General features: G+C 52.9%; 24 protein-coding genes. 17 read left to right on the forward strand and 7 right to left on the reverse strand.

The window, feature by feature from the left end:
• Positions 1-70: 70 nt before the first annotated feature.
• From ABD931_RS25890 to ABD931_RS25905, 4 genes are all read right to left on the reverse strand, one after another.
• Positions 71-853 (reverse strand): hypothetical protein, encoded by a 783-nt coding sequence (locus tag ABD931_RS25890; protein ID WP_345270933.1) that lies wholly within the window; start codon positions 851-853, stop codon positions 71-73.
• 225 nt (positions 854-1,078) lie between these two features.
• Positions 1,079-2,716, reverse strand: a complete 1,638-nt coding sequence (locus ABD931_RS25895; protein ID WP_345270934.1) for a hypothetical protein — start codon at positions 2,714-2,716, stop codon at positions 1,079-1,081.
• Positions 2,717-2,719: 3 nt separating this feature from the next.
• On the reverse strand, positions 2,720-3,280 hold the full coding sequence (locus ABD931_RS25900; RefSeq protein WP_345270935.1) for a hypothetical protein: 561 nt from the start codon (positions 3,278-3,280) through the stop codon (positions 2,720-2,722).
• A gap of 352 nt (positions 3,281-3,632) precedes the next feature.
• Positions 3,633-3,983, reverse strand: coding sequence for a hypothetical protein (locus ABD931_RS25905; RefSeq protein WP_345270936.1), 351 nt, complete (start codon positions 3,981-3,983; stop codon positions 3,633-3,635).
• 241 nt (positions 3,984-4,224) lie between these two features.
• Here ABD931_RS25905 and ABD931_RS25910 point away from each other — a divergent pair, with 241 nt between their 5' ends.
• Genes ABD931_RS25910 through ABD931_RS25935 form a run of 6 tightly spaced genes read left to right on the forward strand, consistent with a single transcriptional unit; the run spans position 4,225 to position 12,184 of the window.
• On the forward strand, positions 4,225-5,391 hold the full coding sequence (locus ABD931_RS25910) for a sensor histidine kinase (RefSeq protein WP_345270937.1): 1,167 nt from the start codon (positions 4,225-4,227) through the stop codon (positions 5,389-5,391).
• A gap of 33 nt (positions 5,392-5,424) precedes the next feature.
• On the forward strand, positions 5,425-6,150 hold the full coding sequence (locus tag ABD931_RS25915; RefSeq protein ID WP_345270938.1) for a LytR/AlgR family response regulator transcription factor: 726 nt from the start codon (positions 5,425-5,427) through the stop codon (positions 6,148-6,150).
• Positions 6,151-6,192: 42 nt separating this feature from the next.
• Entirely contained in the window at positions 6,193-9,639 is a 3,447-nt protein-coding gene (locus ABD931_RS25920) for a response regulator (protein ID WP_345270939.1), read from the forward strand.
• A gap of 7 nt (positions 9,640-9,646) precedes the next feature.
• Positions 9,647-10,474 (forward strand): CheR family methyltransferase, encoded by an 828-nt coding sequence (locus ABD931_RS25925; protein ID WP_345270940.1) that lies wholly within the window; start codon positions 9,647-9,649, stop codon positions 10,472-10,474.
• Positions 10,475-10,481: 7 nt separating this feature from the next.
• On the forward strand, positions 10,482-11,060 hold the full coding sequence (locus ABD931_RS25930) for a chemotaxis protein CheB (RefSeq protein ID WP_345270941.1): 579 nt from the start codon (positions 10,482-10,484) through the stop codon (positions 11,058-11,060).
• An 11-nt stretch (positions 11,061-11,071) separates the two neighbouring features.
• Complete coding sequence (locus tag ABD931_RS25935; protein ID WP_345270942.1) at positions 11,072-12,184, forward strand: sensor histidine kinase; 1,113 nt, start codon at positions 11,072-11,074, stop codon at positions 12,182-12,184.
• A gap of 89 nt (positions 12,185-12,273) precedes the next feature.
• On the opposite strand, the gene ABD931_RS25940 is transcribed toward ABD931_RS25935, so the two are convergent.
• Positions 12,274-12,450, reverse strand: a complete 177-nt coding sequence (locus ABD931_RS25940; protein ID WP_345270943.1) for a hypothetical protein — start codon at positions 12,448-12,450, stop codon at positions 12,274-12,276.
• Positions 12,451-12,666: 216 nt separating this feature from the next.
• A complete protein-coding gene (locus tag ABD931_RS25945; protein WP_345270944.1) occupies positions 12,667-13,551 on the reverse strand; it encodes an ATP-grasp domain-containing protein in 885 nt (294 codons plus the stop codon).
• 152 nt (positions 13,552-13,703) lie between these two features.
• On the opposite strand from ABD931_RS25945, the gene ABD931_RS25950 reads away from it, so the two are divergent.
• The 3 genes from ABD931_RS25950 to ABD931_RS25960 all read left to right on the forward strand — a co-directional run bounded on the left by ABD931_RS25950 (position 13,704) and on the right by ABD931_RS25960 (position 19,316).
• The gene (locus tag ABD931_RS25950; protein WP_345270945.1) at positions 13,704-16,487 is read left to right on the forward strand and encodes a DUF1553 domain-containing protein; all 2,784 of its coding nucleotides are present in this window, start codon (positions 13,704-13,706) and stop codon (positions 16,485-16,487) included.
• 72 nt (positions 16,488-16,559) lie between these two features.
• On the forward strand, positions 16,560-18,032 hold the full coding sequence (locus ABD931_RS25955; protein ID WP_345270946.1) for a DUF1501 domain-containing protein: 1,473 nt from the start codon (positions 16,560-16,562) through the stop codon (positions 18,030-18,032).
• Between the two features lie 108 nt (positions 18,033-18,140).
• A complete protein-coding gene (locus ABD931_RS25960; RefSeq protein ID WP_345270947.1) occupies positions 18,141-19,316 on the forward strand; it encodes a tyrosine-type recombinase/integrase in 1,176 nt (391 codons plus the stop codon).
• On the opposite strand, the gene ABD931_RS25965 is transcribed toward ABD931_RS25960, so the two are convergent.
• The gene (locus ABD931_RS25965) at positions 19,291-19,539 is read right to left on the reverse strand and encodes a hypothetical protein (RefSeq protein WP_345270948.1); all 249 of its coding nucleotides are present in this window, start codon (positions 19,537-19,539) and stop codon (positions 19,291-19,293) included. The genes ABD931_RS25960 and ABD931_RS25965 overlap by 26 nt on opposite strands.
• Positions 19,540-20,202: 663 nt before the next feature.
• Here ABD931_RS25965 and ABD931_RS25970 point away from each other — a divergent pair.
• The 8 genes from ABD931_RS25970 (at position 20,203) to ABD931_RS26005 (ending at position 25,466) form a co-directional block, all read left to right on the forward strand.
• Positions 20,203-20,424, forward strand: a complete 222-nt coding sequence (locus tag ABD931_RS25970; protein ID WP_345270949.1) for a hypothetical protein — start codon at positions 20,203-20,205, stop codon at positions 20,422-20,424.
• The gene (locus ABD931_RS25975) at positions 20,406-20,822 is read left to right on the forward strand and encodes a type II toxin-antitoxin system VapC family toxin (RefSeq protein ID WP_345270950.1); all 417 of its coding nucleotides are present in this window, start codon (positions 20,406-20,408) and stop codon (positions 20,820-20,822) included. The genes ABD931_RS25970 and ABD931_RS25975 overlap by 19 nt, the downstream gene beginning before the upstream one ends.
• A gap of 189 nt (positions 20,823-21,011) precedes the next feature.
• Positions 21,012-21,947, forward strand: a complete 936-nt coding sequence (locus ABD931_RS25980; RefSeq protein WP_345270951.1) for an alpha/beta hydrolase family protein — start codon at positions 21,012-21,014, stop codon at positions 21,945-21,947.
• Between the two features lie 246 nt (positions 21,948-22,193).
• Positions 22,194-23,177 (forward strand): Rpn family recombination-promoting nuclease/putative transposase, encoded by a 984-nt coding sequence (locus ABD931_RS25985; protein ID WP_345270952.1) that lies wholly within the window; start codon positions 22,194-22,196, stop codon positions 23,175-23,177.
• 341 nt (positions 23,178-23,518) lie between these two features.
• Positions 23,519-23,701, forward strand: coding sequence for a type II toxin-antitoxin system HicA family toxin (locus ABD931_RS25990; RefSeq protein ID WP_345270953.1), 183 nt, complete (start codon positions 23,519-23,521; stop codon positions 23,699-23,701).
• Between the two features lie 15 nt (positions 23,702-23,716).
• Positions 23,717-24,106: a hypothetical protein gene (locus ABD931_RS25995; RefSeq protein WP_345270954.1), complete on the forward strand. Its 390-nt coding sequence runs from the start codon at positions 23,717-23,719 to the stop codon at positions 24,104-24,106.
• Positions 24,107-24,469: 363 nt separating this feature from the next.
• The gene (locus ABD931_RS26000) at positions 24,470-24,661 is read left to right on the forward strand and encodes a DUF4062 domain-containing protein (RefSeq protein ID WP_345270955.1); all 192 of its coding nucleotides are present in this window, start codon (positions 24,470-24,472) and stop codon (positions 24,659-24,661) included.
• A gap of 16 nt (positions 24,662-24,677) precedes the next feature.
• Positions 24,678-25,466, forward strand: coding sequence for a DUF4062 domain-containing protein (locus ABD931_RS26005; protein WP_345270956.1), 789 nt, complete (start codon positions 24,678-24,680; stop codon positions 25,464-25,466).
• The last annotated feature ends 53 nt before the right edge of the window (positions 25,467-25,519 follow it).

Consider the following 25,519-nt stretch of genomic DNA (forward strand, 5'->3'; position numbering starts at 1 on the left):
TCCATGCTAAAATGTCTGTTTTATAGAATTGTCTATACGAAGGGCCTGGCTAAAGCAAACAGGTCGGAATCTACCGGGCGCTGACAAATGCGATCAACCAAAACAGGATCAGCGCGATCAGAACGCCCCCCCAGGTCCGGAAAAAACGGCGCTTCTCCCGTTTGCGCTCTTCGGGGGTCATGTCCCGGTAGAATTTCATGTTTTTATCAACCGCCCGCCCGAAAAAATACGCACCGCCCGCCAGAATGCCCGTTCCCAGCAGCAGAACCATGACGGAGGCAAAGCCATACCCGGCACAGGCCAGATTGCAGGCTAAGGCGGCAGCGCCGTAAGCCAGCACCAGGCCCGCCAGAAACAGCAGGACATAGCCCACGCGGGTTGCCGTCCGGTCGCTGTCTGTGGGTGCTTTGGCCTCTGGCCGCTCAACCCGGTGATCACTTGTTTCCGGGGCGGCCGGACTGGTTGGGTTCGTAGCCTCGTAGCGCACTTCCTTACTGCCGCCCACACTGCCCGACGGGTGAAACACTTCTGCCCGCTGCGCTCCTATACCCCCCAGGGTTGTGTACAAGAGAAAATTGGCAACAAACAAGGCGTACTGGTAGTGATGCTTGCTGCGCAGAGGCCGGCCGGCAGTAAAATAGATAAACCGAATCCAATAAACAGCACCCGCCAGCAGGATGGTCATGGTTGCGAGCAGCCCGGCCGGTGGAGTTCCGTTCCGGAAAACATCTGCCCAGGCATTGGCACCCAGCAGCAGACCCAGCGCGGCATTGGTCAGTTCGAGAGTAATAAGGAGTATTCTGGCAGAAACCGGATGGTGGTAGGCCCATTGGGCAAGGTATTGCCTGTTCATTGGTTTGGGTAGTCTGGTTGGGTAGTTTGCGGTTTTCCGGCTGTAAGTACCGGACTTGGACGAACATTTGCAACCCCCAGTTGATAAACTGCGGAGGTGAGTTCATCAACGGTCTGAAGAAAAGCGAATCGTGTCGTATCCGCGCTTATAACAAAGCCGCTCTGCATCCTGGTCTTTCGGCCAGCAGCAGGACGGCTTATTGGTTGGATAAGCGAAAAAGAAAGGCTACTGACAGTACTCCTTCGTTTTAACCTTAATGACCCAACTGGTGGAGGTGAGTTTGTAGGGTTCGTGGCTGAACGAATAATAGCCCGGAGCAGAGCCGGCCTGAATATCATACGTTTTTCCCACCTCCATCTCGCTGGTTTGTACGCTGAAGACGGTCTTTCCGGATTGGTAGTGAACCGCCGGCAGTCTCTTCCACGGCACAGTGCCGGTTTCGCGGAAACGGGCGTATAAGGTTTTGGTCGGTAGTTTGCTGTCGTTGATGCGCTGACAAGGAAACTGAAGCGAAATGGTCACCAGCTTCGGATCATTACCGCCCGGATTACCTGTACCGGGATTGTTACCGCCATTGCCTGGCTGGCTTACCGGTGGCTCGGGGGCGTTGAAGGCACTGAGGTCAAAGGAGTAGCTGCCGGTAAGGCAGCCTGTCAGGACCGGAGATGTAACCGTGGCCGGGCTACCGTTGTCATGGATTCGGAACCGTACGCTGGTTTCGGTTTCCAGGTTGCCGAGTCGGAACTGTCTGCCGTTTTCAAGGGTGGTGGTAAACCGTTGCAGCACCGCCCCGGTGCCTTCTTCAATGACCTCGGCGCGGTAGCCGATGCCATAGGTAGGAAATGGGGTATTCATCGTAAACACCGGCCCTGATGCGCACTTCTCCCTGGTAAAGCCGGCTACATAGATCGACAGGTGGGTAATGTCGGCAACGTACTCGAGATCCCCCTGGGTATTGCGTAGCACCTGCCCGGGCGACTCCTGCCGCCATTGGTTGGTCATAACGTCGTAGCTGAAAAGCGGAATCTGGTCGCCGGGCCGGATTGGCCGCTTCGCCTGAAGATGCTGGATGGTAGGATTGACGGAGAATGTCAGCCGGATAGGTTGTGAGAAGGTTTTAACCAGTTGGTAGTCAGTATTATAGATGTCGATACTGGCGGCTCCGACAAGGGTGTGTAAACGCTGGTCAGGTACCTGTTTGCCGTCGGTAGTCAGCATATTTGTCATGGTGCCGTTTCCGGGTAGTTCGGCCAGGGCGGTTGCAGTGACGTCAAGCTGTGCCACCCGGACCGTTATCGGGCCGCCGACGGGCTGACCGGCAACGTCTTTCAACTGGGTTCCCTGCGGAATGCTAACCGAAGTCTGCCCTGTTGGGACCTGGGGCGTTTGCGCGGTGATCGGAGCCGTAACCATACCGGTGGAGGAGCTTTGTCCGGTCTTTTCCACAATGGCAGCCCTGGCATCTGTCCGGGTCAGCGGCAGGGTCAGCGATCGGGTAACCTGGCTGGTCAGTTGTAAAGGATAAATAATGTCCTGAAAGCCCGGTGCTTTGGCAATGATCGTGAAGCGAATGGGTGTAGCGGCCGTGGGTTTGGCATCAGGGGTGAGAGACAGGTACAGCAGGCCGTCGGAGGTAACCCGGAAGCGCCTGGAGCGAATCGTGGTAAGCACATACTCAGCCTCCGGTCCGGCCAGTTGCACGTCAATTTTTTTGGGCAGATCGCCAGATTTTGGAAAGAACTGAAGCTCAACCGCCACGGGCAGCGGTTCAATAAAGCGCAGTTCAACACCTTCAATTGGATTTTTGCAGGCGTCGGTGCCCAGCATCAGCAGCAACAGGGATAGGGCAATAAAATGTTTCATACGTTATCGGGTGGGAAGGGCATACGAAATCAGAAACTGGAGGGAGGGCAGGTACCGGTAATTGGTCATGTTTTTCTGAACCTTGACCATTTCGTCACGCAGGGTCGTCGTTTCCAGAAAACCCTCGTAGTCCAGATTAACCCTGGGGGCACCCAGGTAGTAGCAGCCCAATTCAATACTCAAACCAATACGCCGGCGGGGAATAGCCCGGCCGTAGCCAAAGCCGGCATAGCCCAGCAACCGGTTCCAGCGGAGTGAGGCTGTAACGGTGCCTACATCTTCGGGGGTCATTTCCAGGCCGCCAAACGTTAACTTATTGTCAGCTTCCAGCCGAAAATTCAGTTCCGGATGCCAGGTGTAGCCGCCCCCGGCGGTCAGAAAGAACGGTGTTTGCCGGTATGGAAACCACTTCGCCGTCGCCTGCCCTATACCCAGCACCGCATCCGGATAGAGCGCCAACGTAGAGCCCTCCCCCGCAGCAAGACGCATCATTTTGCGGTAGGCCAGGTAACTGCCCCCAAGCCGGACCGCCAGTTGAGGGTACTGCCGTAAGCGATGAACCACCTGCAGGCCCGGCCCGGTAGTGCCAAGCTGGACACCAACAGCATATGCCCGCGATTTCGGCGAAACCGGTTGCCCCAGAAGACCTGTTAACCAAGAAAAATTAACGAGCAGAAGAAGCCAAAATGTACGAATCAGCATACCGTCAGAATTTCCGACTAAGTTACTGAAAAGTTTAAATAAATAACTAAATATATAAGATTTTTATTCATTAGTGATTTGTAATAAAAAAGGCAAGTTTGGCTCTGGTTGTGAGTTGACCGGTGACCAACTACCGGAAAAAGACAGCGGGCAGAGATCGATCTCTGCCCGCTGTACCAAACACTGCTTAATAAATGGATTATGGCTTCTGCGCTTATTTACGAAATTGCGCAGCCACCAGATTCTGCTCCGGCCGGATTTGTTTGGTCATGGTCCACTGCGACATCGCTTCGTCCAGGGCTTCGTTCAGCCGGATAACGGTTTTGGTCCGCCGGATATTCAGCCGTTTGCGGGACAGTCTCTCTTCGTAGAGCAGCTTATTATCGGTGTTGTAAAAGCGTACCACTGTTTGGCGGGTGGGCTGTTTAGCACTCTCGACCACCCAGTAGCCATCTTTCGACGGTACAGGAACGTCGCGCTTCTGGGCCATGGCGGCTGAAGGTACAACCAGGGCGCATAGGATGGCCAGGGAGGCCGGTCGGAGGGTGGTGAATAAGGTCTTCATGGTGTGGATAGTAGTTTTGTGTGTTTAATGGTCGAAAGGTAGTATGTCTTTACATACTTAGTCGGGATTGTCGCCGAACGGGAAACATGCCGGGTCAGATAGAAGGCTGCTGGTGACGAGTGTTGTATTTCGACGTTTTTTGTTGTTGAGCGACCGGAAGTCGCCGTTCGTCTACAAACTCTTCCTGGTGTGGCTGTTATCCAGGCGTTTGTCTAAATTCGGGTAGGTAATCAACGGTTCCATGCAACTTCTAGACCGGCAATTTGTCTTCTCCACCCAGCCCCGCTACCGGTTGGCCCGTCATGGTCTGTTCTGGCTGGTGGTGATGCTTTACTTTGGGTTTTTGTACAGTGTATTTCCGCTGCGGCACATGCTGTCTATCGGTATTGAGCCAATACCTGCTATGCTGTTTAGCTATTTAGTGTCGGCCATCGAGGCTTTCATCTATATGCCTAATCATATGGTGCTGACCTACGGTATTCTGTACCTGCTAATTCCCGGGTTCTTATACAAAGGCCGCTATATTAGTATGTTTATTGGCGTACTGGGGCTAGGCGCTCTGGCGGCCTTGGTCTCAGTTTTTCTGGCGGCTAACGTAATTACTCCTTTACGCCAACTGATTGGGTTGCCCTCTTCGGAGTACTTGTCCAATATCGGATACGGGTTTATGGCCGGGTTACGGGGAGCTACTACCGTTGCCGGCTTTGCGGCTGCCATCAAACTCTGCAAAGACTGGTATCTGAAGCAGCAGGCGCTGCAACAGAGTCAGCAGGAAAAGTTTCAGGCGGAGCTGCAACTGCTGAAATCGCAGATTCACCCGCACTTTCTGTTCAATACGCTCAACAACCTCTATGCCCTGACCCTTCAGAAGTCGGAGCAGTCGCCGGCGGTGGTGCTGCGGCTGTCGGAACTGCTCAGCTATATGCTCTACGACTGCAACGCCGACGAGGTGCCGTTGGAGAAGGAGATTGCCTTTATCCGCAACTACGTAGGCCTGGAGCAACTGCGCTACGGCGAGCGGCTCGACCTGTCGATGAGTTTCCACGGCGATTTGCAGGGGAAGCAGATTGCTCCGCTGCTGCTGGTGCCGTTTCTGGAAAATGCGTTCAAACACGGGACCAGTGAGCAGCTCGACCAGGCCTGGATCAGTCTGGATCTGGCCGTTGAGGGTGATTCGCTGCGGTTTAAACTCATCAACAGCCGCGATCCGGAGACCAGACACCCGGAGCGGCAGGGCGGCATTGGTCTGCAAAACGTCCGGAAGCGGCTCGACCTCCTGTACCCACAACGCTATGAGCTGCAGCTCATGCCCGAAGAAGATTTGTTTCTGGTGTCGCTGACGCTCGGCCTGGCAGATGCCCCTGCCTTACCGAACACTCAATCAGTTCAGACGGCGGTCGTTTCCTGATTATCTTTGGTGAAACAACCACACCACACCGCTATGAAATTACGCTGTTTACTGGTCGATGATGAGCCGCCGGCGCTTGACGTCATCGAATCCTACATCGACATGATTGAGGGGCTGGAAGTCGTCGCCAAATGTCATAACGCCGTTCAGGCCTTCAGTGTGCTGCAGGAGACGCCTGTCGACCTGATGTTTCTGGACATAAAAATGCCGAAGCTGCTCGGTACCGATTTTCTCCGCAGTCTGCGCCAGCCGCCCAGCGTGATCTTCACCACGGCCTACCGCGACTATGCCCTCGACGGCTTTGAGCTCGACGCCGTCGACTACCTGCTGAAGCCCATAGCGTTTGACCGTTTTCTGCGGGCGGTCGCCAAGGTAATGCGGATCGAACCGGCAACTACCGGACCTCAGCCGCCGGTGCAGGAGCTGCCCGCTCCGGAAAAGGGCGCGTTTCTGTATTTCCGGGCCGACCGTAAAATGATAAAGGTCTTCACCCGAGACATCCAGTACATTGAGAGTCTGAAAGATTATATCAAAATCATCACCGGCAATGCCAAACCGTTGCTGGTAAAGCAGACCATCAGTTCGGTAGAGGCCATGCTCCCGGAGCGGGATTTTCTCAGGATTCACCGGTCGTTTATTGTGGCCGTGGATAAGATCAATGCCTTTACACCCAGTCATATCGACATTGCCGGGCAGGAACTGCCGATTGGCCGGCTGTACCAGAAAGATGTGGAGCGAATGCTGAATATGAACCCATAAGCGCTTTTCTTCGTATAATTACCGTGTTTAACGGGTAATTCGATGCAAGTGACGCTTAAAAGCAGGCTGTATTTGGGGTTTGGCCTGTCCATTTTCCTGATTATCCTTATCGGCGGCCTGTCGTACCTGACGTTCCGGCGGCAGGCCGACGATGCTGGTTGGGTAAAGCATACCTATCAGGTGATCAATCAACTGGAAAGCATTCAGAAAGTGCTGCTGGATATGGAAGCTTCCCGCCGGGGCTTCCGGAGTACCGACGAGCGCCGGTTTCTGTTGCCGTACAACAACGGCCTGCGCACCATAGGCCCCGCCGTTGAAACCCTGAACGAGCTGGTAAGCGACAACCCCGACCAACTGGCCCGCGCCCAGCAGGTGGGGACCCAGGTGAATGGCATCCTGCAGTTCTGGGCCGAACTGGGTCTGGATGCCGGCCGGTACAGCCGGGAAGACATCATTCGCGTGACCGACATAGAGAAAGGCTGGATGGACAGCATCCGGAACCAGCTCGTCAAGATGGTTGAAACCGAACAACGGCTGCTGGCCCGGCGGGAGGAGGTCAGCAACCGGGCGGTGACCAACGCATCCTGGTCGGTGGGGGTGGGCACGCTGGGGAGCCTGGGCATCGTTTGCGTATTGATGTATCTGATTCTGCGGGAGTTTGCCCGACGGCGCAATGCCGAACAGCAGCTCCAGCAAAACCTGACCAAGCTCGAAACCCTGAACCGGGAAAGCGAAGATAAAAACTGGGTGCTCTCCGGCGTATCGGCCATGCATACCAACATGCAGGGCGTAACGGATGTACGCACCCTGGCCCGGACTGCCATCCACACCATTACCCAATATCTGGATGTACCGGTGGGCGCTTTTTATGTGCTGCAGCACCAACCCGATCAACTGGTGCTGACGGCCGCCGAAGCCATGCCCACAACCTCGCCCCGGCAGATAGCCGTGGGCGAGGGTCTGGTTGGCCAGGCGGCCACCCGCCAGACGCCTTACGTGGTCAGAGAGGTTCCTGCCGGTTACTGGCACATTCAGTCGGGGAGCGGCCAGGCCCGGCCGGGCGAGGTGGCCCTGGTGCCGCTCTGGTACGACCAGGAGATCAAGGGCGTGCTGGAACTCGCATCGTTCCGGTCGTTTGACCCCCGCCAACTGGATTTTCTGACCGTTATTGCCGACAACGTGGCGGTGGCTCTGAACGCGGCCGACGCCCGCGAGCGGGTGATGGCCCTGCTGGAGAAAGTGCAGGAACAAAAGGAAGAACTGGAAAATCAGCAGGAAGAACTCCGCCAAAGCAACGAAGAGCTGATCCGCCAGGCGGCAATCCTCCAGTCGTCCGAAGAAGAGCTGAAGGTGCAGGAAGAAGAGCTGCGCCAGATCAACACCGAACTGGAAGAAAAGAACGAGGCCGTAGAGATCGCCCGCCAGGCGCTCACTCTGAAAGCCCGCGAACTGGAGGTGACCAGCCAGTATAAGTCGGAGTTCCTGGCCAATATGTCGCATGAACTCCGGACGCCCCTCAACAGCGTGCTGATCCTGGCCCGGCTGCTGGCCGACAACAAAACGCATAACCTGACCGACAAGCAGGTCGAGTACGCCAACATCATTCATAAATCCGGAACGAGCCTGCTCGACCTCATCAACGATATTCTGGACCTGTCCAAGATCGAAGCAGGCAAGATTGACCTGCATATAGAGCCGGTGCCGGTGACCAGTATTGCCGATGATCTGCAGCAACTCTTCACCGTGGTAGCCGAGCAGAAAGGCGTTCAGTTGGTAACGCACATCGACGACGGTGTTCCCCCCCGCTTAGTCACCGATAAGCAGCGGCTGGAGCAGGTCATCAAAAACCTGCTGTCCAACGCCATGAAGTTTACGCCCAAAGCGGGACGCGTAACACTGTCGTTTTCGATGGTCACCTCAGGACGGTTGCTGTTTACCAACGATGCGCTCCTGAACGCCACCGACGTGCTGTCTATTGCGGTTACCGATACCGGCATTGGGATACCGGCCGATAAGCAGCAACTCATTTTTGAGGCTTTTCAGCAGGCCGACGGCTCTACCAGCCGCAAGTACGGCGGCACGGGTCTGGGGCTTTCCATTGCCAAAGAACTTATCAGAAAGCTGGGCGGAGAGATTCACGTGCAGAGCGAGCCGGGGCAGGGCAGTTCCTTTATCCTGTATCTGCCGGTTCAGCAGCCGGATGCCCGGCCGGCCCCCCGTTTTGCCGATCAGCCACCGACCACAGTGCCTGCCTTGCCCGTCAACGGAGTGGCGGAGCAAACCGTGCTGCCCGACGACCGGCATACCCTGACGGCTACCGATAAGGTCATGCTGATTATTGAAGACGACCCGGATTTTGCCCGGCTGGTGCAGGTGTTTGCCCGCCAGAAAGGATACAAAACCCTGATTGCCCTGAAAGGAGATGAAGGCCTGGAGTATGCCCGCCAATACAAACCGACGGCTATTACGCTCGACCTGAGGCTGCCGGTGATCGACGGCCGGCAACTCCTGAAACTGCTCAAGAGCGACGACACCCTGAAGCATATCCCGGTGCACGTGATTTCGGCCGCAGTGGAGCCGGATCTGGTCGCTGCCGACGCCCTGGCTTACGTCAATAAACCTCTGACCGAAGACGATCTTGAACAGGTATTTGTTCGCATCAGCGAGCATCTTCAGACTCAGCTCAAGCGAGTGCTCGTGCTGTCGGGCGATTACCTGACCGAAGCCTCGCTCAAACAACTAATCAACGACCGGAATTTTACCGGCCGATGCGACTTTGCCGCTACCGAAGCCGAAGCCCTGCAACACGTAAAGGAGCAGCGCTACGACTGCATTATTGCCGACATTGGCCGCGACTTTACCAAAGGCGTGCGTGAACTACAGACCCTGCAGCATCAGATGGGCGTTGAAGAGGTGCCGGTAATCATTTATCTGGCGCAGGATCTGTCGGCCTCCGACGAACTGCAACTGAAGCGCTTGTCTGACGTGATCATCCGGGATTCGTCCCGCGCCAAGGAGCGGCTGATGGACGAACTGGAACTATTTCTCTACAAGATTCAGGAAAATGCCGCAAAACCACCGTCGCGGTTCGAAAAGCCGGTGGGTGATGAAAGTCTGACCGGCAAAAAAGTGCTGCTGGCCGACGATGATATGCGCAATGTGTTTGCCCTGAGTACCCTGCTGGAAGAGCATCAGATGCAGGTACTGACGGCCGGCGACGGCCAGGAAGCCCTGGAACTGCTGGATCAGCACCCGGATGTAGACCTGGTGCTGATGGACGTAATGATGCCGGAGATGGATGGCTATGAAGCCACCCGCCGTATTCGCAGCAACGAGCGTTTCCGGAAGCTGCCGGTAATTTCCCTCACGGCCAAAGCGATGCCCGGCGACCGGGAAAAAAGCATAGAAGCCGGTGCCTCTGATTACATTACCAAACCCGTCGATAACCAGAAGCTGCTTTCTCTGATGCGGGTGTGGCTGGCCCGGTAATAAAACTATGAGTCATCAGCAAGAAATAAGTACGGAGGACATGGCCGAAGTGATCAATCTGATCCGGCTGCAGTATGGGTATGATTTTGGGGAGTATGCACCGGCTTCGTTCAAACGCCGGATTATCCGCTGCATGGCCGGTGCCGGGCTCAAAACCACCTACGACCTGAAGGTTCAACTGCTCAACAACAGGCAGTTTTTTGCCTGGTTTTTGGAAACCATCACCGTCAACGTCACGGAGATGTTTCGGGATCCGGCATTTTACAAGGCCCTGCGGGAAGCGGTGCTGCCCACGCTGGCGTCGTACCCGGTCCTCAAGATCTGGCATGCCGGCTGCGCCACCGGCGAGGAGGTGTTTTCTATGGCCATTCTGCTGCAGGAGGAGGGCCTGCTGGGGCGTACCCGCATCTACGCCACCGACCTGAACCCCGCCAACCTGGAAAAAGCCCGGACCGGTATTGTTCCGCTGGCGCACATGCGCGAGTATACACAGAATTACCTGCAGTCGGGCGGCAACAACGAATTCGCATCTTACTATACCGCCCGGTACGAAAACGCTATTATTAACAAAGAGCTGCGGCAGAACATTCTTTTTTCGCCCCACAACCTGGTGACCGATCAGGTGTTCAACGAATTTCAACTGATCTTTTGCCGCAACGTGCTGATCTATTTCAATAAATCCCTGCAGAACCGGGTTATTCGCCTGTTTTACGAGAGCCTGGCCCCCCTGGGGTATCTGGCCATCGGCATGAAAGAGTCGCTGCTTTTTTCGGATATTCGCGACCGGTTCGAGGTGATAAACGCTACTGCCAAAATTTTCAGACGTAAATGGTAAGGCCGCTATGATAAACGAAACAGGGTACGACATTGTCGTTCTTGGCGGATCGGCCGGTAGTATTTCGGTCATGATTCAGATCCTGTCGTCCCTGCCGACCCAATTTCCGCTCAGCCTGGTGATTGTGCTGCACCGGTTGAAAAATGTATCCAGCGAAATGAACAAAATCCTGTCGATGGGCCGGCGCGGACTCAGTATCCATGAGCCCGACGATAAGGAGCCGATTCAGCCTGGGCATATCTACCTGGCTCCCCAGAATTATCACCTGCTGGTGGAAGCCGACAAAAGCTTCAGCCTGGATTATTCGGAACTGGTCAATTACAGCCGGCCGGCCATCGATGTAACCTTCGAGAGTGTTGCCCAGGTATTTGGGGCCAGGGCCATTGGTGTGCTGTTGAGCGGAGCCAACCACGACGGAGCCGCCGGCCTGTTGACCCTGGTGAAGCAGGGTGGGCGCGGCATTGTGCAGGACCCCGAGACGGCCGATTACCCAACCATGCCGCGAGCGGCCCTGGCCCTGACCGATAAGCTGGATGTGTTTACCCCGAAACAGATCGTGGCTTTTCTGACATCGCTTTGCTGTTAATCCCATTCCCTATGTATATCAACTACGTTGCTAATGAGTTTACAATTCTGCTGGTCGACGACCGGGAGGAAAACCTGATTTCGCTGGAAGAAATGCTGGCCCAGGAGGGGCGCCTGTTTATAAAAGCCACCTCCGGTAACGAGGCCCTCCGGCACGTACTCAAAAATGACCGGATCGGACTGATCATGCTCGATGTGCAGATGCCCGAAATGGACGGTTTTGAAGTAGCCCGGCTGCTCAAAGCCAACCCTAAAACCCGCCATATTTCAATAATTTTCGTAACGGCTATCAGCAAAGAAGAGCAGTATGTGCTGCGGGGCTTTGAAGAAGGCGCGGTGGATTACCTGCAGAAGCCGCTCGACATTAACGTGACTAAAGCCAAGGTGCGGGTGTTTGAGCAGTTGTATTTTTACCAGCAGGAGCTGAAGAAAACGGCCGGCGAACTGGAGAGCATCAACAAGCAACTCGAAAAGTTTGTTTATATCGTCGCCCACGATCTGAAATCTCCGCTGACGGGAATCATGGCGTTGCTCTCCCTGCTGGAAATGAAGAGTGAACGGCAGGCTGTAAAGCCGGAGGAACTGCGTGAATACGTGGATGAACTGAAACAGGCGACCTATCACCTGTCGAATATGATTACCTCTATTCTGGAGTATTCCCGGAAAAGTGTGGCGGAGCAGACGGTGGAAGAGGTCGATGTGCAGAGACTGGTGAAGGAAATTGCGTTTCTGCTGTTTCCACCCAAGCATATCGAGATTCGGGTCGATGAACCCATGCCCGTGCTGAAAACTAAAAAGCTGAAGCTTCAGCAGGTGTTTCAGAACCTGATCAGCAACGCCGTCAAGTACAACGATAAGCCGAACGGGCTGATTGAGGTGGGAAGCCGGGATGCCGGGTCTTATGTAGAATTTTACGTCCGCGACAACGGACCGGGCATTCGGGCAGACGAGCAGGAGCAGTTGTTTGAGTTGTTCCGGACCAGCCACAACACCGCTCATACCGAAAGCAGTACCGGCGTTGGGCTAAATATCATGAAAATGCTGGTGGAAGAGCAGGGCGGTAAAATCCGGGTTGAATCGGAACCGGAGCAGGGCAGTACGTTTTACTTCGACTGGAAAAAATAACCAGCCGGCAACCCACCGGTGAGGCAGGGCGGCCGGCTGTGTACCCTGGTGTACAAACCACCCGGCAGGGCGCACACCTCAGGCGCTGGTCAGGCCGGAACACTTGTTTTCGGTACCGATGTACTGATCTTCACATACGTCCGAACGGGGTAGGCCGTGGTTGTGTCGATGGTTTCTTTACAATCGTAATGGGTCTTCAGCTCCAGAAAACTTTTGCCGGACATCTGAGCCATCAGGCGAATCTGCTGGTATTTTTCTGTTTTCATGGCTATAAGGTTTTATGAGACGAACTAATAAGGCTATGCCAGCCAAAAAATAGCAAAACTTATTAAAATGTAAAACTTTTTAGAGGTAAAAAGAAGGTTTAGCTAAAATTAATTCCGTGTATTGCATTAATCATAGAATTAGTTGAATTTAGTAAAAATGGAGCGCCGGCCTGAGAAACCGTTTGGCCGGTAGGGTCGGGTAACCCGGACCGACCGTCAGACGAGCGACGATACCGTCAGGTGCTGCAAGGCTTCGAAATACCGTTCGTAGCTGTTGGGATCGGTAAACAGAAAGAGGAACGGTTCAATCAGTTCGAGTTCCATCAGCACAAACTGTTCGGCTACCAGGGTGCCGTCAACCCGGGCGTACAGGCAGTCTTTGGCGAAGCGCCGGACATAGGCTTCGGCGGCCTGAACCAGCGCCGGCGAGGGCTGCTGCGGATGAATGGTGCCGCCGAGGTAGTGCTGCACCCGGAAATCACCGGCTTTGGCTTTCTTCAGCACGGCATGGCTGAACACGCCGTTGAAGAACAGCAGCGACCATTCGCCCTCCTCCTGAATCTGGGTCAGAAACGGCTGGACCATAAAGGCCTCCTGCTGCAGCAGCGCGTTTAGCTTCGGCGTAAAATCGCTTAGCTGTTCACGGCTAATGGCGTACGTATTTTTGGAACCGGCACTGATGCAGGGCTTTACAATCAGCTTAACACTGTTAAACTGATCAAAATAGGCAGCTAAGTCGGCTTGTTCGCCTTTTTCCAGGAAAAGGGTAGGCGTAACCGGAAACCCGGCTGCGGCAATATCGCGCAGGTAATGCTTGTCGCTGTTCCATCTTACAATGTCATACGGGTTCAGCAGGGGTACGTGCTGCTGCTTCAACGTATCCAGCCAGGCATAAAACTGGTCGATCTTCTCAAAGTAATCCCAGGGGGCTTTCAGCAGGGCCAGGTCAAAATGGGACCACTGGGCAAGGGGGTCAGTCCAGAGCATGAAGTGAATGTCGAGCCCTTTCGTTTTCAGAAACCGGAACAGGGCCTGATCTTCGTTTTCCACCGACGACGCATAGGTGCCGATGTCTTCGTAACAGATATACGCGATTTTCATGGCGCAAAAATCGGCAAAACGGTAAAAGGAACCTACCCGTTGCTTTATTCTGTAATGAAGCCAATTCTGTCCCGGAATATTGCTTTCCCGCCTAAACCTGAGTAGATTGGCTCTTTGTCCCGGAATCTGTAAAGCAAGGCACTGACAAAGCTATGGCGAAGCGTACCCTGAAGAACCTGGTTTGGATCGGACTATCGGCCCTGGTGCTGGGTGTTGGTTACTACGCAACCCACTCGTCGGACGAGGTCGACTTCAACAGGGAGGTAAAGCCTATCCTGAACAAAAAGTGTATGGCCTGCCATGGCGGGGTAAAAAAAGCCGGTGGCTTCAGCCTGCTGTTTCGCGAAGAAGCGCTGGGCAACACCAAATCCGGCAAACCCGCTATCTTGCCCGGCGATGCCAAACACTCGGAGTTTATAAAGCGACTGACCCATAAAGACCCCGACAAGCGCATGCCTAAAAAAGGTGATCCGCTGACGGACGAGGAGATCCGTATCCTGACCGACTGGGTCGATGAGGGGGCCGAATGGGGTACGCACTGGGCCTACCAGACTGTTGAGCTGCCGGCGGTGCCGACGGCTTCCTGGTGGGACAGGCTTACCGCTACCGTCTCCGGTGATCCTACCGCCAATTGGGTTAGTAACGACATTGACCATTTTGTGCTGGCTAAACAAAAGGAAAGAGGACTATCGCCCTCTAAACTGGCGGATAAAGCGACCCTGCTCCGGCGCGTGAGCCTGGATCTGACCGGCCTGCCCCCTACCGAAGCGCAGTACCAGCGATTCCTGAACGATAAACGGGCCAATGCCTACGAGATTGCCGTAGATTCGCTGCTGGCCTCGCCCGCCTACGGAGAGCGCTGGGCCGCCCTGTGGCTGGACCTGGCCCGCTACGCCGACTCCAAAGGCTACGAGAAAGACGACAGCCGGAATATCTGGCGGTACCGCGACTGGGTGATCAGGGCCTTTAACCAGAACATGCCCTACAACCAGTTCATCACCGAACAACTGGCGGGCGATCTGCTGCCCAACCCCACCGAGGACCAACTCATTGCTACGGCCTTCCACCGCAACACCGCCAACAACGACGAAGGGGGGACGGATGATGAGGAGTTCCGGGTGTCGGCGGTGCTTGACCGGGTCAGCACCACCTGGGTGGCGTTCAACAGCACCACCTTTGCCTGTACGCAATGCCACAGCCACCCGTATGATCCGTTCCGGCACGAGGATTTTTACAAGTACACGGCGTTCTTCAACAACACCCGCGACGAAGACGTGATGGACGAATCGGCGCACCTGCGGTTCTTCAACGAAAACGATCAGCCCAAACTCGACTCGCTCACGACCTGGCTAAAAACCAATGTCTCCGAAGCGAAAGCCCGGCAATTCAACCACTTTGTCCGGACGGTGGAGCCCCGCATATACGCCCACCATTTCGACAGCTTCCGGAAAGGTACGGCCGAGCCCAGTTCCTATCTGGCCATGCAGAATGGCGGGACCTGCCGGCTGCCCAACGCACCGACCGTGGGCAAGGGCAAAATGCTGCTGTCATACGCGACAAAGAACGCCGGCGGTAGCATTGAAATCAGGACCGATAGCCTGAACGGCCCCACCCTGGCTACCGTGAAGCTGGACACCTCCGGCAGTCGCAATTTCTGGAACGGCCTGACCTTGCTGAAGTGGGTGGATCTGCCCCGGTTCAGCACCCGGAAAGACCTGCATTTCATCTTCCGTAATCCCAGACTGACCGATGAAAAGCAGGACGTCTGTCTGGTCAACTGGGTGATGTTTCTGGACGAAGACCTGCCCGGCACCGACAAACCGGGGTATGCTGCGCAGCTACGGAACCTGAATGACCTGCTGCTGACCCGGACCGACAATGTGCCGATTCTGCAGGAAAACCCCCAGGAACTAACCCGCACCACCCGCATTTTCGAGCGCGGCAGCTTCCTGACACCCACCAAAGCCGTGCAGCCGGACGTGCCCCATACCATTCTGCCGTTTCCGAAAGGGGCACCCCGCAACCGGCTGGGGCTGGCCAGGTGGCTGACGGCAAACGAGCATCCGCTGACGGCCCGAACGATGGTTAACCGGATGTGGGAACAGCTATTCGGCACCGGGCTGGTAGAAACGCTGGAAGATATGGGTTCGCAGGGCTTTGTGCCCACGCACCCGGAACTGCTCGATTACCTCGCATACCGCTTCATGCACGACTGGCACTGGCAGCTCAAACCGCTGCTGAAGGAAATCGTGCTCTCATCGACCTACCGCCAGGACGCCCACGCCACCGACGAACAGTTAACCCATGACCCGGTCAACCAATACCTGACACGCGGGGCGCGGGTGCGGCTCTCAGGCGAGCAAATCCGGGATCAGGCCCTGCTGGTGAGTGGCCTGCTCAGCCGGAAGATGTACGGCAAACCGGTGATGCCGTTCCAGCCGGAAGGGGTCTGGCAGGTGGTGTACAGCGGTAGCAAATGGAAGCAGAGCGAAGGGGAAGATGCCTATCGGCGGGCCATTTATACGTACGTGCGCCGGTCGAGCCCGTACCCTGGCCTGAGTTCGTTTGATGGATTAATCCGCGATGTATGTCTGGCCCGGCGCATTCGCACCAATACGCCCTTGCAGGCGCTGGTGACGCTGAATGATTCGGCCTTCGTCGAGATGGCGCAGCAGTTTGCGCTCCGTATGGAAAAGGAGGGAGGCCGCACCATAGACAGTCGCCTGCAAAAGGGCTATTTCTGGATGACTGGTCAGGCACTACCCTCCAGAAAGCAGGCGGTACTGAAAGGCCTGTACACCGACGCCCTGACGCGATTCCGCAAGGAGCCCCAGAAAGCCGAGCAGTGGTTTTGCGGAGCCGCACCCGAAACCGCAGCCCTCGCCCTCGTGGCGAATACAATGCTGAATATGGATGAATTTGTGACAAAAGAATAAATTACCCCCAACCCCCTTCAGGGGGTTGGGGGTAAAGCAACCAGTTAACCAATTAACCAGTCAACCTGCCCCATGCCTCTCCACGACGAACTCCACCTCGAATCCGCCCGCTTCGCCACCCGCCGGCATTTTCTGAAACAATGCACATCGGGCATTGGCATGATGGCCCTGGGTACGCTGCTGGGCGGCTGCGGAGATGATAAGAAGTCGGCCGGCCCGGATCTGAACCCGTTTGCCGTACGACCGTCGCATTTTGCGGGGAAAGCCAAATCGGTGATCTTTCTGCACATGTGCGGCTCACCTTCGCAGTTAGAACTGTGGGACTATAAGCCGGAACTGGCCAAACTGGACGGTAAGCCCTGTCCGCCTTCGTTTCTGGAGGGCAAGAAGTTCGCTTTTATCCGGGGCGTACCCGATATGCTGGCCTCGGTCGGGCAGTTCAAACAGCATGGCGATTCGGGCGCGTGGATTTCCGATTATTTTCAGCACCTGCCCCTGGTAGCCGATGAGCTATCGTTTCTAAAAGCGATGTACACCGACCAGTTCAACCACGCGCCCGCGCAGTTGTTCATGCACACCGGCAGCGCCCGGCTGGGCCGCCCGTCCATGGGCTCGTGGGTAACCTATGGCCTGGGCTCCGAGAGTGACAACCTGCCGGGCTTTGTGGTGCTGACTTCCGGCGGCAAAACACCCGATGCCGGCAAGTCTATCTGGGGCAGCGGTTTCCTGCCCTCGGTGTACCAGGGCGTGCAGTGTCGGTCGGAGGGTGACCCGGTGCTGTTTCTGAGCGACCCGGCCGGGCTGGACCGGGATTTACGCAAAAAAGCCATTGAAGCACTGACCGAGGTGAACCGGCAGCAGTACGATGAGTTTAATGATCCCGAAACGCTGGCGCGTATCGCGCAGTACGAAATGGCATTCAGGATGCAGGTATCGGTGCCGGAGGTAATGGACATCAGCAAAGAACCGGCCTACATTCATGACCTGTACGGCACCGAGCCGGGTAAATCATCGTTCGCCAATAACTGCCTGCTGGCGCGTAAACTGGTGGAAAAAGGTGTTCGGTTTGTGCAGCTCTACGACTGGGGCTGGGACACCCACGGCGATGGCGAAGGCACCTCCCTGGAAATCGGCCTGCGCCGAAAAACAAAACAGATTGATCAACCCATTACGGCCCTGCTCCTGGACCTGAAACAGCGCGGTATGCTGGACGAAACGCTGGTGGTCTGGGGCACGGAATTTGGTCGTACCCCCATGCAGGAAAATCGCAACGGCAAAAAGATGCCGTTCAAAGGCCGCGATCACCACACCGATGCCTTCACCTGCTGGATGGCCGGGGGTGGTATCCGCCGGGGCTACAGCCACGGTGAAAGCGACGAGTTCGGCTACTTCGGTCTCAAGGGCCGTACCCACATCCACGACTTACAGGCCACCATCCTGCACCAGCTCGGTTTTGATCACGAGCAACTCACCTACGAATTCCAGGGCCGTAACTACCGCCTGACCGATGTGTCGGGAAAAGTAATCCGGGAAGTGGTTGCGTAAGGCCTGTTTTCATCTGAAATAGTAGTGAAAGCAGATTGACCGGCTGACATAATGGGAATAATTTTCGACAGATTGTTTCTGTTGCCGATGGGTGTCGTCTAAATCAGTATGGTTTCCATTTGTATTGACGAAAACGACTCCACGCTGCTGGCCGTTACTTTTCCTGCCGATCCAGTCGGCAATGATATGATCCGCGCTGTTCCCGGTCGGCGGTGGAGTTACTCCCGCCGGTGTTGGGTTGTTCCCAACACCCGTGCCTCAGTTGTGCAGCTTGCCCGGCTGTTTGGTAAAGAATACTGCCGGTTCGATGAGGCCGTGGTACGGCTATACAAACCAGCCGCGACACCAATAGAGGTTGAGCAGGCCACCAATCCAACTTGGCCTCCAGTTGGTAAAAACCATCCTACTCAGAAGCTACTCCGATACAACCCGCCGATCCGGGAATACGATCGGCACCCTGTCATTGTTGCCGTCTCAGGAGCCCTGAAAATCCAGCAGTACAGCTACAAGACGCTAAAAAATTACAAGCAAGCCCTTATTGCGCTGATTCGGTATATAACGCCTAAGCTCGTAGACGAGTTGACGAAGCATCAGTACCAGCAGTATCTGCTCTTTTTGCTGGAAAAGAAACGCCTGAGTGGCTCCACGCTCAACGTTCACATTAATGCATGGAAATTCTATTGCGAAAAGGTTTTGCAACGCCCAAAAGAATTTTACGACATTCAGTACCCAAGGAGACCCCACAAATTGCCGACTGTGTACAGCGTAGCGGAGGTGAAAGCTATTTTCGACGCTACCACCAGCCTGAAATACCGCACCTTGTTCAAATTGGTCTACGCCACTGGTATGCGCGTCAGTGAAGTTGCCTCCCTACGGATTATCGATCTCGACCAGGTCCGAAGGCTCATCACAATTCGAGGTGGCAAAGGCAAAAAGGACCGCATCGTTATGTTTTCGGCGAAACTGGAAGCTACGGTTACAGACTACTTAAATCGCTACCAGCCGAAAACGTATGTCTTTGAAAACGCAGAAACCCACGAACCCCTGATGACGCGGGCGATTCAACAGGTATATAGTGACACAGTATTGTATGCCCGCATACAGAAGCGGGGCGGTATTCATACATTACGACACAGTTTCGCCACGCATCTACTAGAAGCGGGTACCGACATCCGTTACATACAGCAGTTGCTTGGCCACGAAAGCATCCTGACGACCATGCGGTATACCCACGTAACCGCCGATAAAATCAGCACGATTAAAAGCCCACTGGACGACCTGTGAGATCGTGACGCCGTAGCATCGGCCGCAACTGTAACAGGCTGTAAAACCTACTTTTCAGTACATAACCCTGCGTATAGCGTTTCATGCTACGCCGGATGCGTTTGAGCTCACCCCGTTTGGTGATGCGATACAGCTCATCATCATCGCCAAAGAAGTGGTTGGGGTAGCCTTCAATATCCCACACCCGTTGCACGGGCACCCGGTGTATATACCGTTCAATCATTTGGTGAAGCCGGCATTTGATAATGTCAAGTAAGACATGTGGATTTGTTTACAAGGATAAGTCTTGATGTGATTACAAAAAAATGCGAAATCAAAAGTGCTTGTAAATAAATGGCTTAGAGGCTGCTAGTTCCGCAAAATCGCGTACAATAACCTGACTTATCGGGTGCTGTTTGCGTCGAACTTCACGGCCTGAGGAGATTCAGGAGAGATCCTTACCAGCCCCAACCAGGGCCGAAGTATCCATCACTATCCCAGACGCACTGAATCGAAAGATCCATTAACCGTTTGCTCAAAGTACACAAATTTAATTTGGAAGTTACTCCAATTGTCCTTTTGTTTGTTTTGGAACGTTAAGGCCAAAGCTACAAGCAGCGCGGAACCATAAAGTACTTGACTATCAATTAATCAGTAGAAAATAGTTCCGCAAAATCGCATACAATGATATGTTGGGTGAACACAACAGCCAGTGAAAAAAGGGTGTGCTGGGTTCCGGTCGACAGGTCTGACGTCCCGGATGGGCAGGCTAAGAAAATTTGAAAAGGGGTAAACCCGCCACCGGTTGACAAGCCAGCCGCCCCGATTAGTCAGCTCTACAATAACCGCCAACAGAGAGCTAAATCAGCGCCTAATTTGTTGTATATTGTGGACACGCTACAAGGACATGAAAACGCTAACTGTCAACGATAACGATTACGAGAAAGCTAAGGCGCTGCTACTAGAAAACGGGATTCCAATTGAATCGGAAGCTGACAGACCCATTCCTCTATTACGCAAGAGCAGTGCTAAAGCTGGTGAAACGCCAGCGGCTTTCGGCGGTATCTGGGCTAATGATGAACGCACAATGGCCTCAATACGGGCGAAAGCATGGCCAAAAAGAAGATAGTTCTCTGCGATTCTAATGTTTTATTCGACTACTTCAGAGGGGTACCGGCGATGGTACAGGAGCTAGAAGAGATTGGTTTCGACCGGCTATACCTTAGCGTAATATCGGAAGCTGAGATGTACGTTGGCATGAAGCGGAGTGAAAAGCGGAAGACAGTAGAAACCATCAACAAGTTTAATGTGATTGGCTTTGATACTGAAATCTCACGTCAGTTACTCAATCTTACTTGGGAGCATTACGCCAAGCGTCCCGGTATAGCTGATATGATTATTGCCGCTACGGCTCTCACATACCCTGTTGAACTGTTCACATTCAACAAGAAGGATTTCGAGTTTGTAGAAGGGATTACCTTTTACCGGCCTAAGTACAAACATCAATATGGACCGGAACAGAAATAGACGAACATTATTCAGGGTGAGCAGCTTCCGGGCGACAGGATGCACTCCGCATATGTGAGCTTTTCAGCCCAACCGTCCATGTGCGTCAAGGTTCCCTTTGGTCACCAGCGCCACCTGCGGTCGTTGGGTGGTTAGCAGAGGTGCTCGTTAAAATTCTTGGCTACAGTTAACTTATGTATTGAATTTATTATGAAATATTTATACCTGCTCCTGTATTTATTCTGCTGTAATAGTCTGTTTGTCCACTCCGTATGTGCTCAACCAAAGGCAAGCATTCCGTTGCCAACAGTCACCCCGGATGCGTTTCAGGTAATCAGACAGTTGTATCAGTACGATAAGGCTCTACCACCTGCTGTCAACGTAGTCAGTAAGCAGAACTTGCCAGATGGTACTCAGGAGAAGATTATCTTCGCAGGCCAGAATAATACATTTGTACCTGCCTATTTGGCGCTGCCTAAGACTGGGACAGCGCCGTTTCCAATCGTATTTCTAGTCGATGGAATTACCGGGTCCAAAGACCGCTGGTTTCAGGATAATAACTGGCCTAAAGGGATACAGGTGGTCAAAGCGTTATTGCAATCCGGCTTTGCGGTTATGGCCTTAGATGCTGTTTATCATGGTGAGCGAACCGCAGAGAGTAACTACTCAGGTGTTCCTAACCCATTTCAGTATCCGTACACGGCCCGTCGCATGTTTGTTCAAACTGCCGTTGAATACCGGCAAGCCCTAGATTATGTCTCTACCCGGGCGGATATAGATTCGACGCGTATTGGTATGTTAGGGTTAAGCATGGGTGGAGTGGTGAGTTTTATCCTAACCAGTATAGATCCCCGCATAAAAACAGCCATTGCAGGTTTGACGCCCATTCATCAACTGGTTGAGCCTCAAGTTAAAGAGCAATTTGTGGTCTTTGCTCCTTCAACCTTTGCTGGGTCAATCCGGGCTAATTCTTTTCTTATGTTTATGGGAACTCGGGATGTTTACTATACGATGGACGAAGCTCGCCAGTTGTATGATCGGATACCTCTAAAGCAGAAGGAGTTTATGGAATATAACACTAATCACACTCCTCCAGTGGAGTATATTCAATTGGTTAAGGATTGGTTTAACACCCGGTTAAAATAATAATGTACAGACACCGCGTTGGCGGCCGACAAAAACATGCTGCACGTCTCCATAAGCGTTAGTAGCCAAATTCTTGTATTACGCCGGTTAAAACTATGCCCTTGGCGATTGTCAATACACCCTTGGGGGTGTTGGTTGGAAATACAACAATTGCTTCAAATTCCAGCTTTCGGGTGACAGGACGCCAAGCAGCCCAACCGCCACCGAGGGTGTAGAGGTCCGAAGTAGCGTTTGTTTTTGTAAATTTTGTGGCACTCCATCAGCCTTCGGGGTTATTGGGTGGATACACCAGCAATGCATAAGCGCCAGCGTTCCGGCGATAGGTCAACCACCCCGGTTAGGTTGGCTCTTTTTCGCTGCCTTTACTACATGGATTTGTACAACGGCCACCAGCGGTTTATCTCCATTCTTTCGGATTATGGTTTTAAAGTAACCTTCGGCAACGAAACTGACACACGGTTTTTGCGAAAAGCGTTACAAGCGCTGATCCAGTCACCCGTAGCCATAAAACACGTTGAGTTCATTGAAAGTGAGATTCCGGGCTTGACCAAAGACAGCCGCAGTGGCGTCTATGATATTGCCTGTGTGGATGAGCGGGGCAATCAATTCATTGTCGAGATGCAGTTGAGCAAGTACCCTGACTTTATCCAACGCATGAAGTTCTACTCATTTTACCGGTTGAATACTCTAATTCGGAAAGGCAGATACCGTTTTGAGGGATTGCCCAAGATTTACTGCATCGGCATTTTAGCGTTTAACATCTTTCCTCATATTCCTGATTACCACAATATTGCTGTCCTGAAAAACGAGAAGGGCGAACTGATAGACGAGCAGACAACGTTTATTACGGTAGAATTAGTTAAATTCAAGAAGCGGTTAACCCACGTGCAAACTGATTTGGACAAACTGATTTACACCATGAAGACCATACATAAAGCCAACAAGCCTAAGCAGTTCCCTCAGTTTTGGAACGAGGAGTGGTTAGAAGCAGCCATTAAGGAGTTAGACACGCGGGCGATGACTCCCGAAAAGAGGATGGCTTACGAGATGACTTTAGCCGCTAACGCTTTGGCAATTGAGAATGAACAGAAGAAAATTGAGGAAGTAAAAAAAGTGACAATACGTAAACTTCTGTTGCAAGGTAAATTGAGCATTGAGGAAATTGCAGATGCTAACGATGTGACAATTGAAGTTGTTCTCGAGGAGAAAAAAGGATTGTCTAATAAGTAATTCAGCCTTCCGGCGACAGGATGCAGGCCGCAAGGTTAAGGTTCGACAGCCCAACCGTCCATGTGCGTCAAGGTTCCCTTTGGTCGCCAGCGCCACATGGGGACGTTGGGTGGATAGCCATAAAGTGTCTGTATTTCCGGGTTTCGGTCGACAGGTTGCAGGCCGTAGAGGTTAGGTTTAGGCTTCCATTTTCGGGTTTTGATCGACAGGCGGCACGTAACAGAAGTCAGGTTTTTTGCTCGTTCGGCGGGTGGTCTGTGACAGACCGCACGGCCCAAAAAACCAAATATGCTTGATTCCTTGGCACAAAAGTGCGACTTTAGCCGTTTAATTACCAAAGCATGACTGCCAAAGAAGTACTTAAACTGCTCTATGAGGACGGCTGGATGGATAAAACGCAGAAAGGCAGCCACCTGCAATTAGTCCATCCTACCAAATCTGGTAAGGTCACTGTGCCGATGCACAAAGGCGATATTGCCACCGGCACCCTAAATGCAATCCTCAAACAAGCAGGTTTGAAGTAACAACCGACCAAGCATATGGAACGAGTCCAACTGATTATTGAAGCACCTACCACACAGGACCAGTCGGCTGGTTTTTGGGGGCGGGTCACATATGAGGATAACCTGATCGTCGATCATGCCGAAAACCTAAAGGCCCTACAAGCTAATATGCGCCAATTGTTGCTGGATTTTCACGATTTAGGCGAGGTAGAGTTTGAGTTGTGCTATGATCTGCACAGCTTTTTTGAACATTACGAGTATTTAAAGATTTCCAAGATTGCGGCCTATGCGGGTATGAACCCTTCGTTGTTGCGGCACTACAAAGCGCAAACGAAGTTTCCTTCAATGGAGCAGGTGCGTCGAATTGAAACAGCGGTACATCAACTGGCCAGTGAATTGCAGCAGGTTCATCTGGTAGCAAGGTGAATTCCGCTCCGCGTAGGTTGGCTTCCCGGCGACAGAATGCAATCCGCGAGGTCAAGGCCGACAGCCCAACATACCATGTGTGTAAATATCTCCCTACGGTCGTCATCATCACATGGATGTGTTGAGTGCAAAGCCAATAAGCAAAGTGTGTTTGCGGGATCCGTGTGACAAGATGCTCGTCCCGACAGGCGAGCTTTTTGGCTTTCTCGGCGGGTTTCGGTCGACACGAGAATCGCCCCGTCAGGAAATTAGTGGGTTGAGTGAAATCAGACTTTCGTGCGACAAAAAGCACTCTTTTGATAATTCTGTATACTGTTCCGCTTTAGTCCTTACTTTTGATATTGAGCGGGATTGACTTTGACTATGAAAAAATTACAAGTATTCGTATCATCCACATACAGCGATTTATTAGAGGAGCGCCAAGCCTGTGTCGAAACCATTCTACAGGCAGGTCACATACCTGCAGGTATGGAATTATTTGCAGCAGGAAGTGAAACCCAGCTTGAAACGATAAAAAGGTGGATTGATGCTTCTAACGATAAAAAGGTGGATTGATGCTTCTGATGTATACATGCTGCTCCTAGGAGGTAGATACGGCTCTTTGGACCCCAAAACTAAACTTGCCTATACCAAAGTCGAATACCGATACGCTCTTGACAAGAAAAAGCCAGTTTTCGCGGTCGTTATGTCAAATGTTTTTCTGGATGCGAAAATAGCTCAAGTTGGTCGGGCAGTCCTTGAACAGGATAACGTCGATAAGTACAGGAAGTTTAAGAAGTTAGTATTGTCAAAAATCGTCAAATTTTTTGACAGTTTGGACGGCATCAAATTAGCTATATTTCAGTCCATGATTGACATTGACAGCCGCTATAACTTGGAAGGTTGGGTTAGAGGAAGCGAAGTTGTTGATGTAAAGCCACTAATCAGTCAAATATCTACTCTTACTCAGGAAAACGCTGATTTAAAGAAGGAGATTGCCAACTTGCGTAAAAGTACTGTTAAGCAATCAAAATCAAAGCGTACTTTGAAACAGTTTGAATTACAGGGCACCATTCATACAGTTGAGCATTGGCGAGATATGCTAACTAAAGTGTTAGGAATATTTGCCGAACAAAAACGATTTAAAGACCCGGATGTACTGTTGAATCTGAACAACAACCGAGCGACATTTTTTAGTTTTGATGAATCAAAGGTTAGCCGTCCTCACAAAGTTCCATTAACAAAGCTGTATCTCGGAACTCATCATAGCCCCGATACTTTTCAAAGATTAACGCGGTTAGTTGTCGAAGCCGTTGGTTTGCCTGAAAGCTCTTTCAAAATAATTGGGGAACTGCCTAATCCCAATGCAGACTCAGATTAAAGCTGTGACTGGTAAATGCCAGCGAGGGTATTTACGGGGTTTCCAGTAGCTTT

Source organism: Nibrella viscosa (assembly GCF_039541875.1).
Taxonomy (GTDB): Bacteria; Bacteroidota; Bacteroidia; order Cytophagales; family Spirosomataceae; genus Nibrella; species Nibrella viscosa.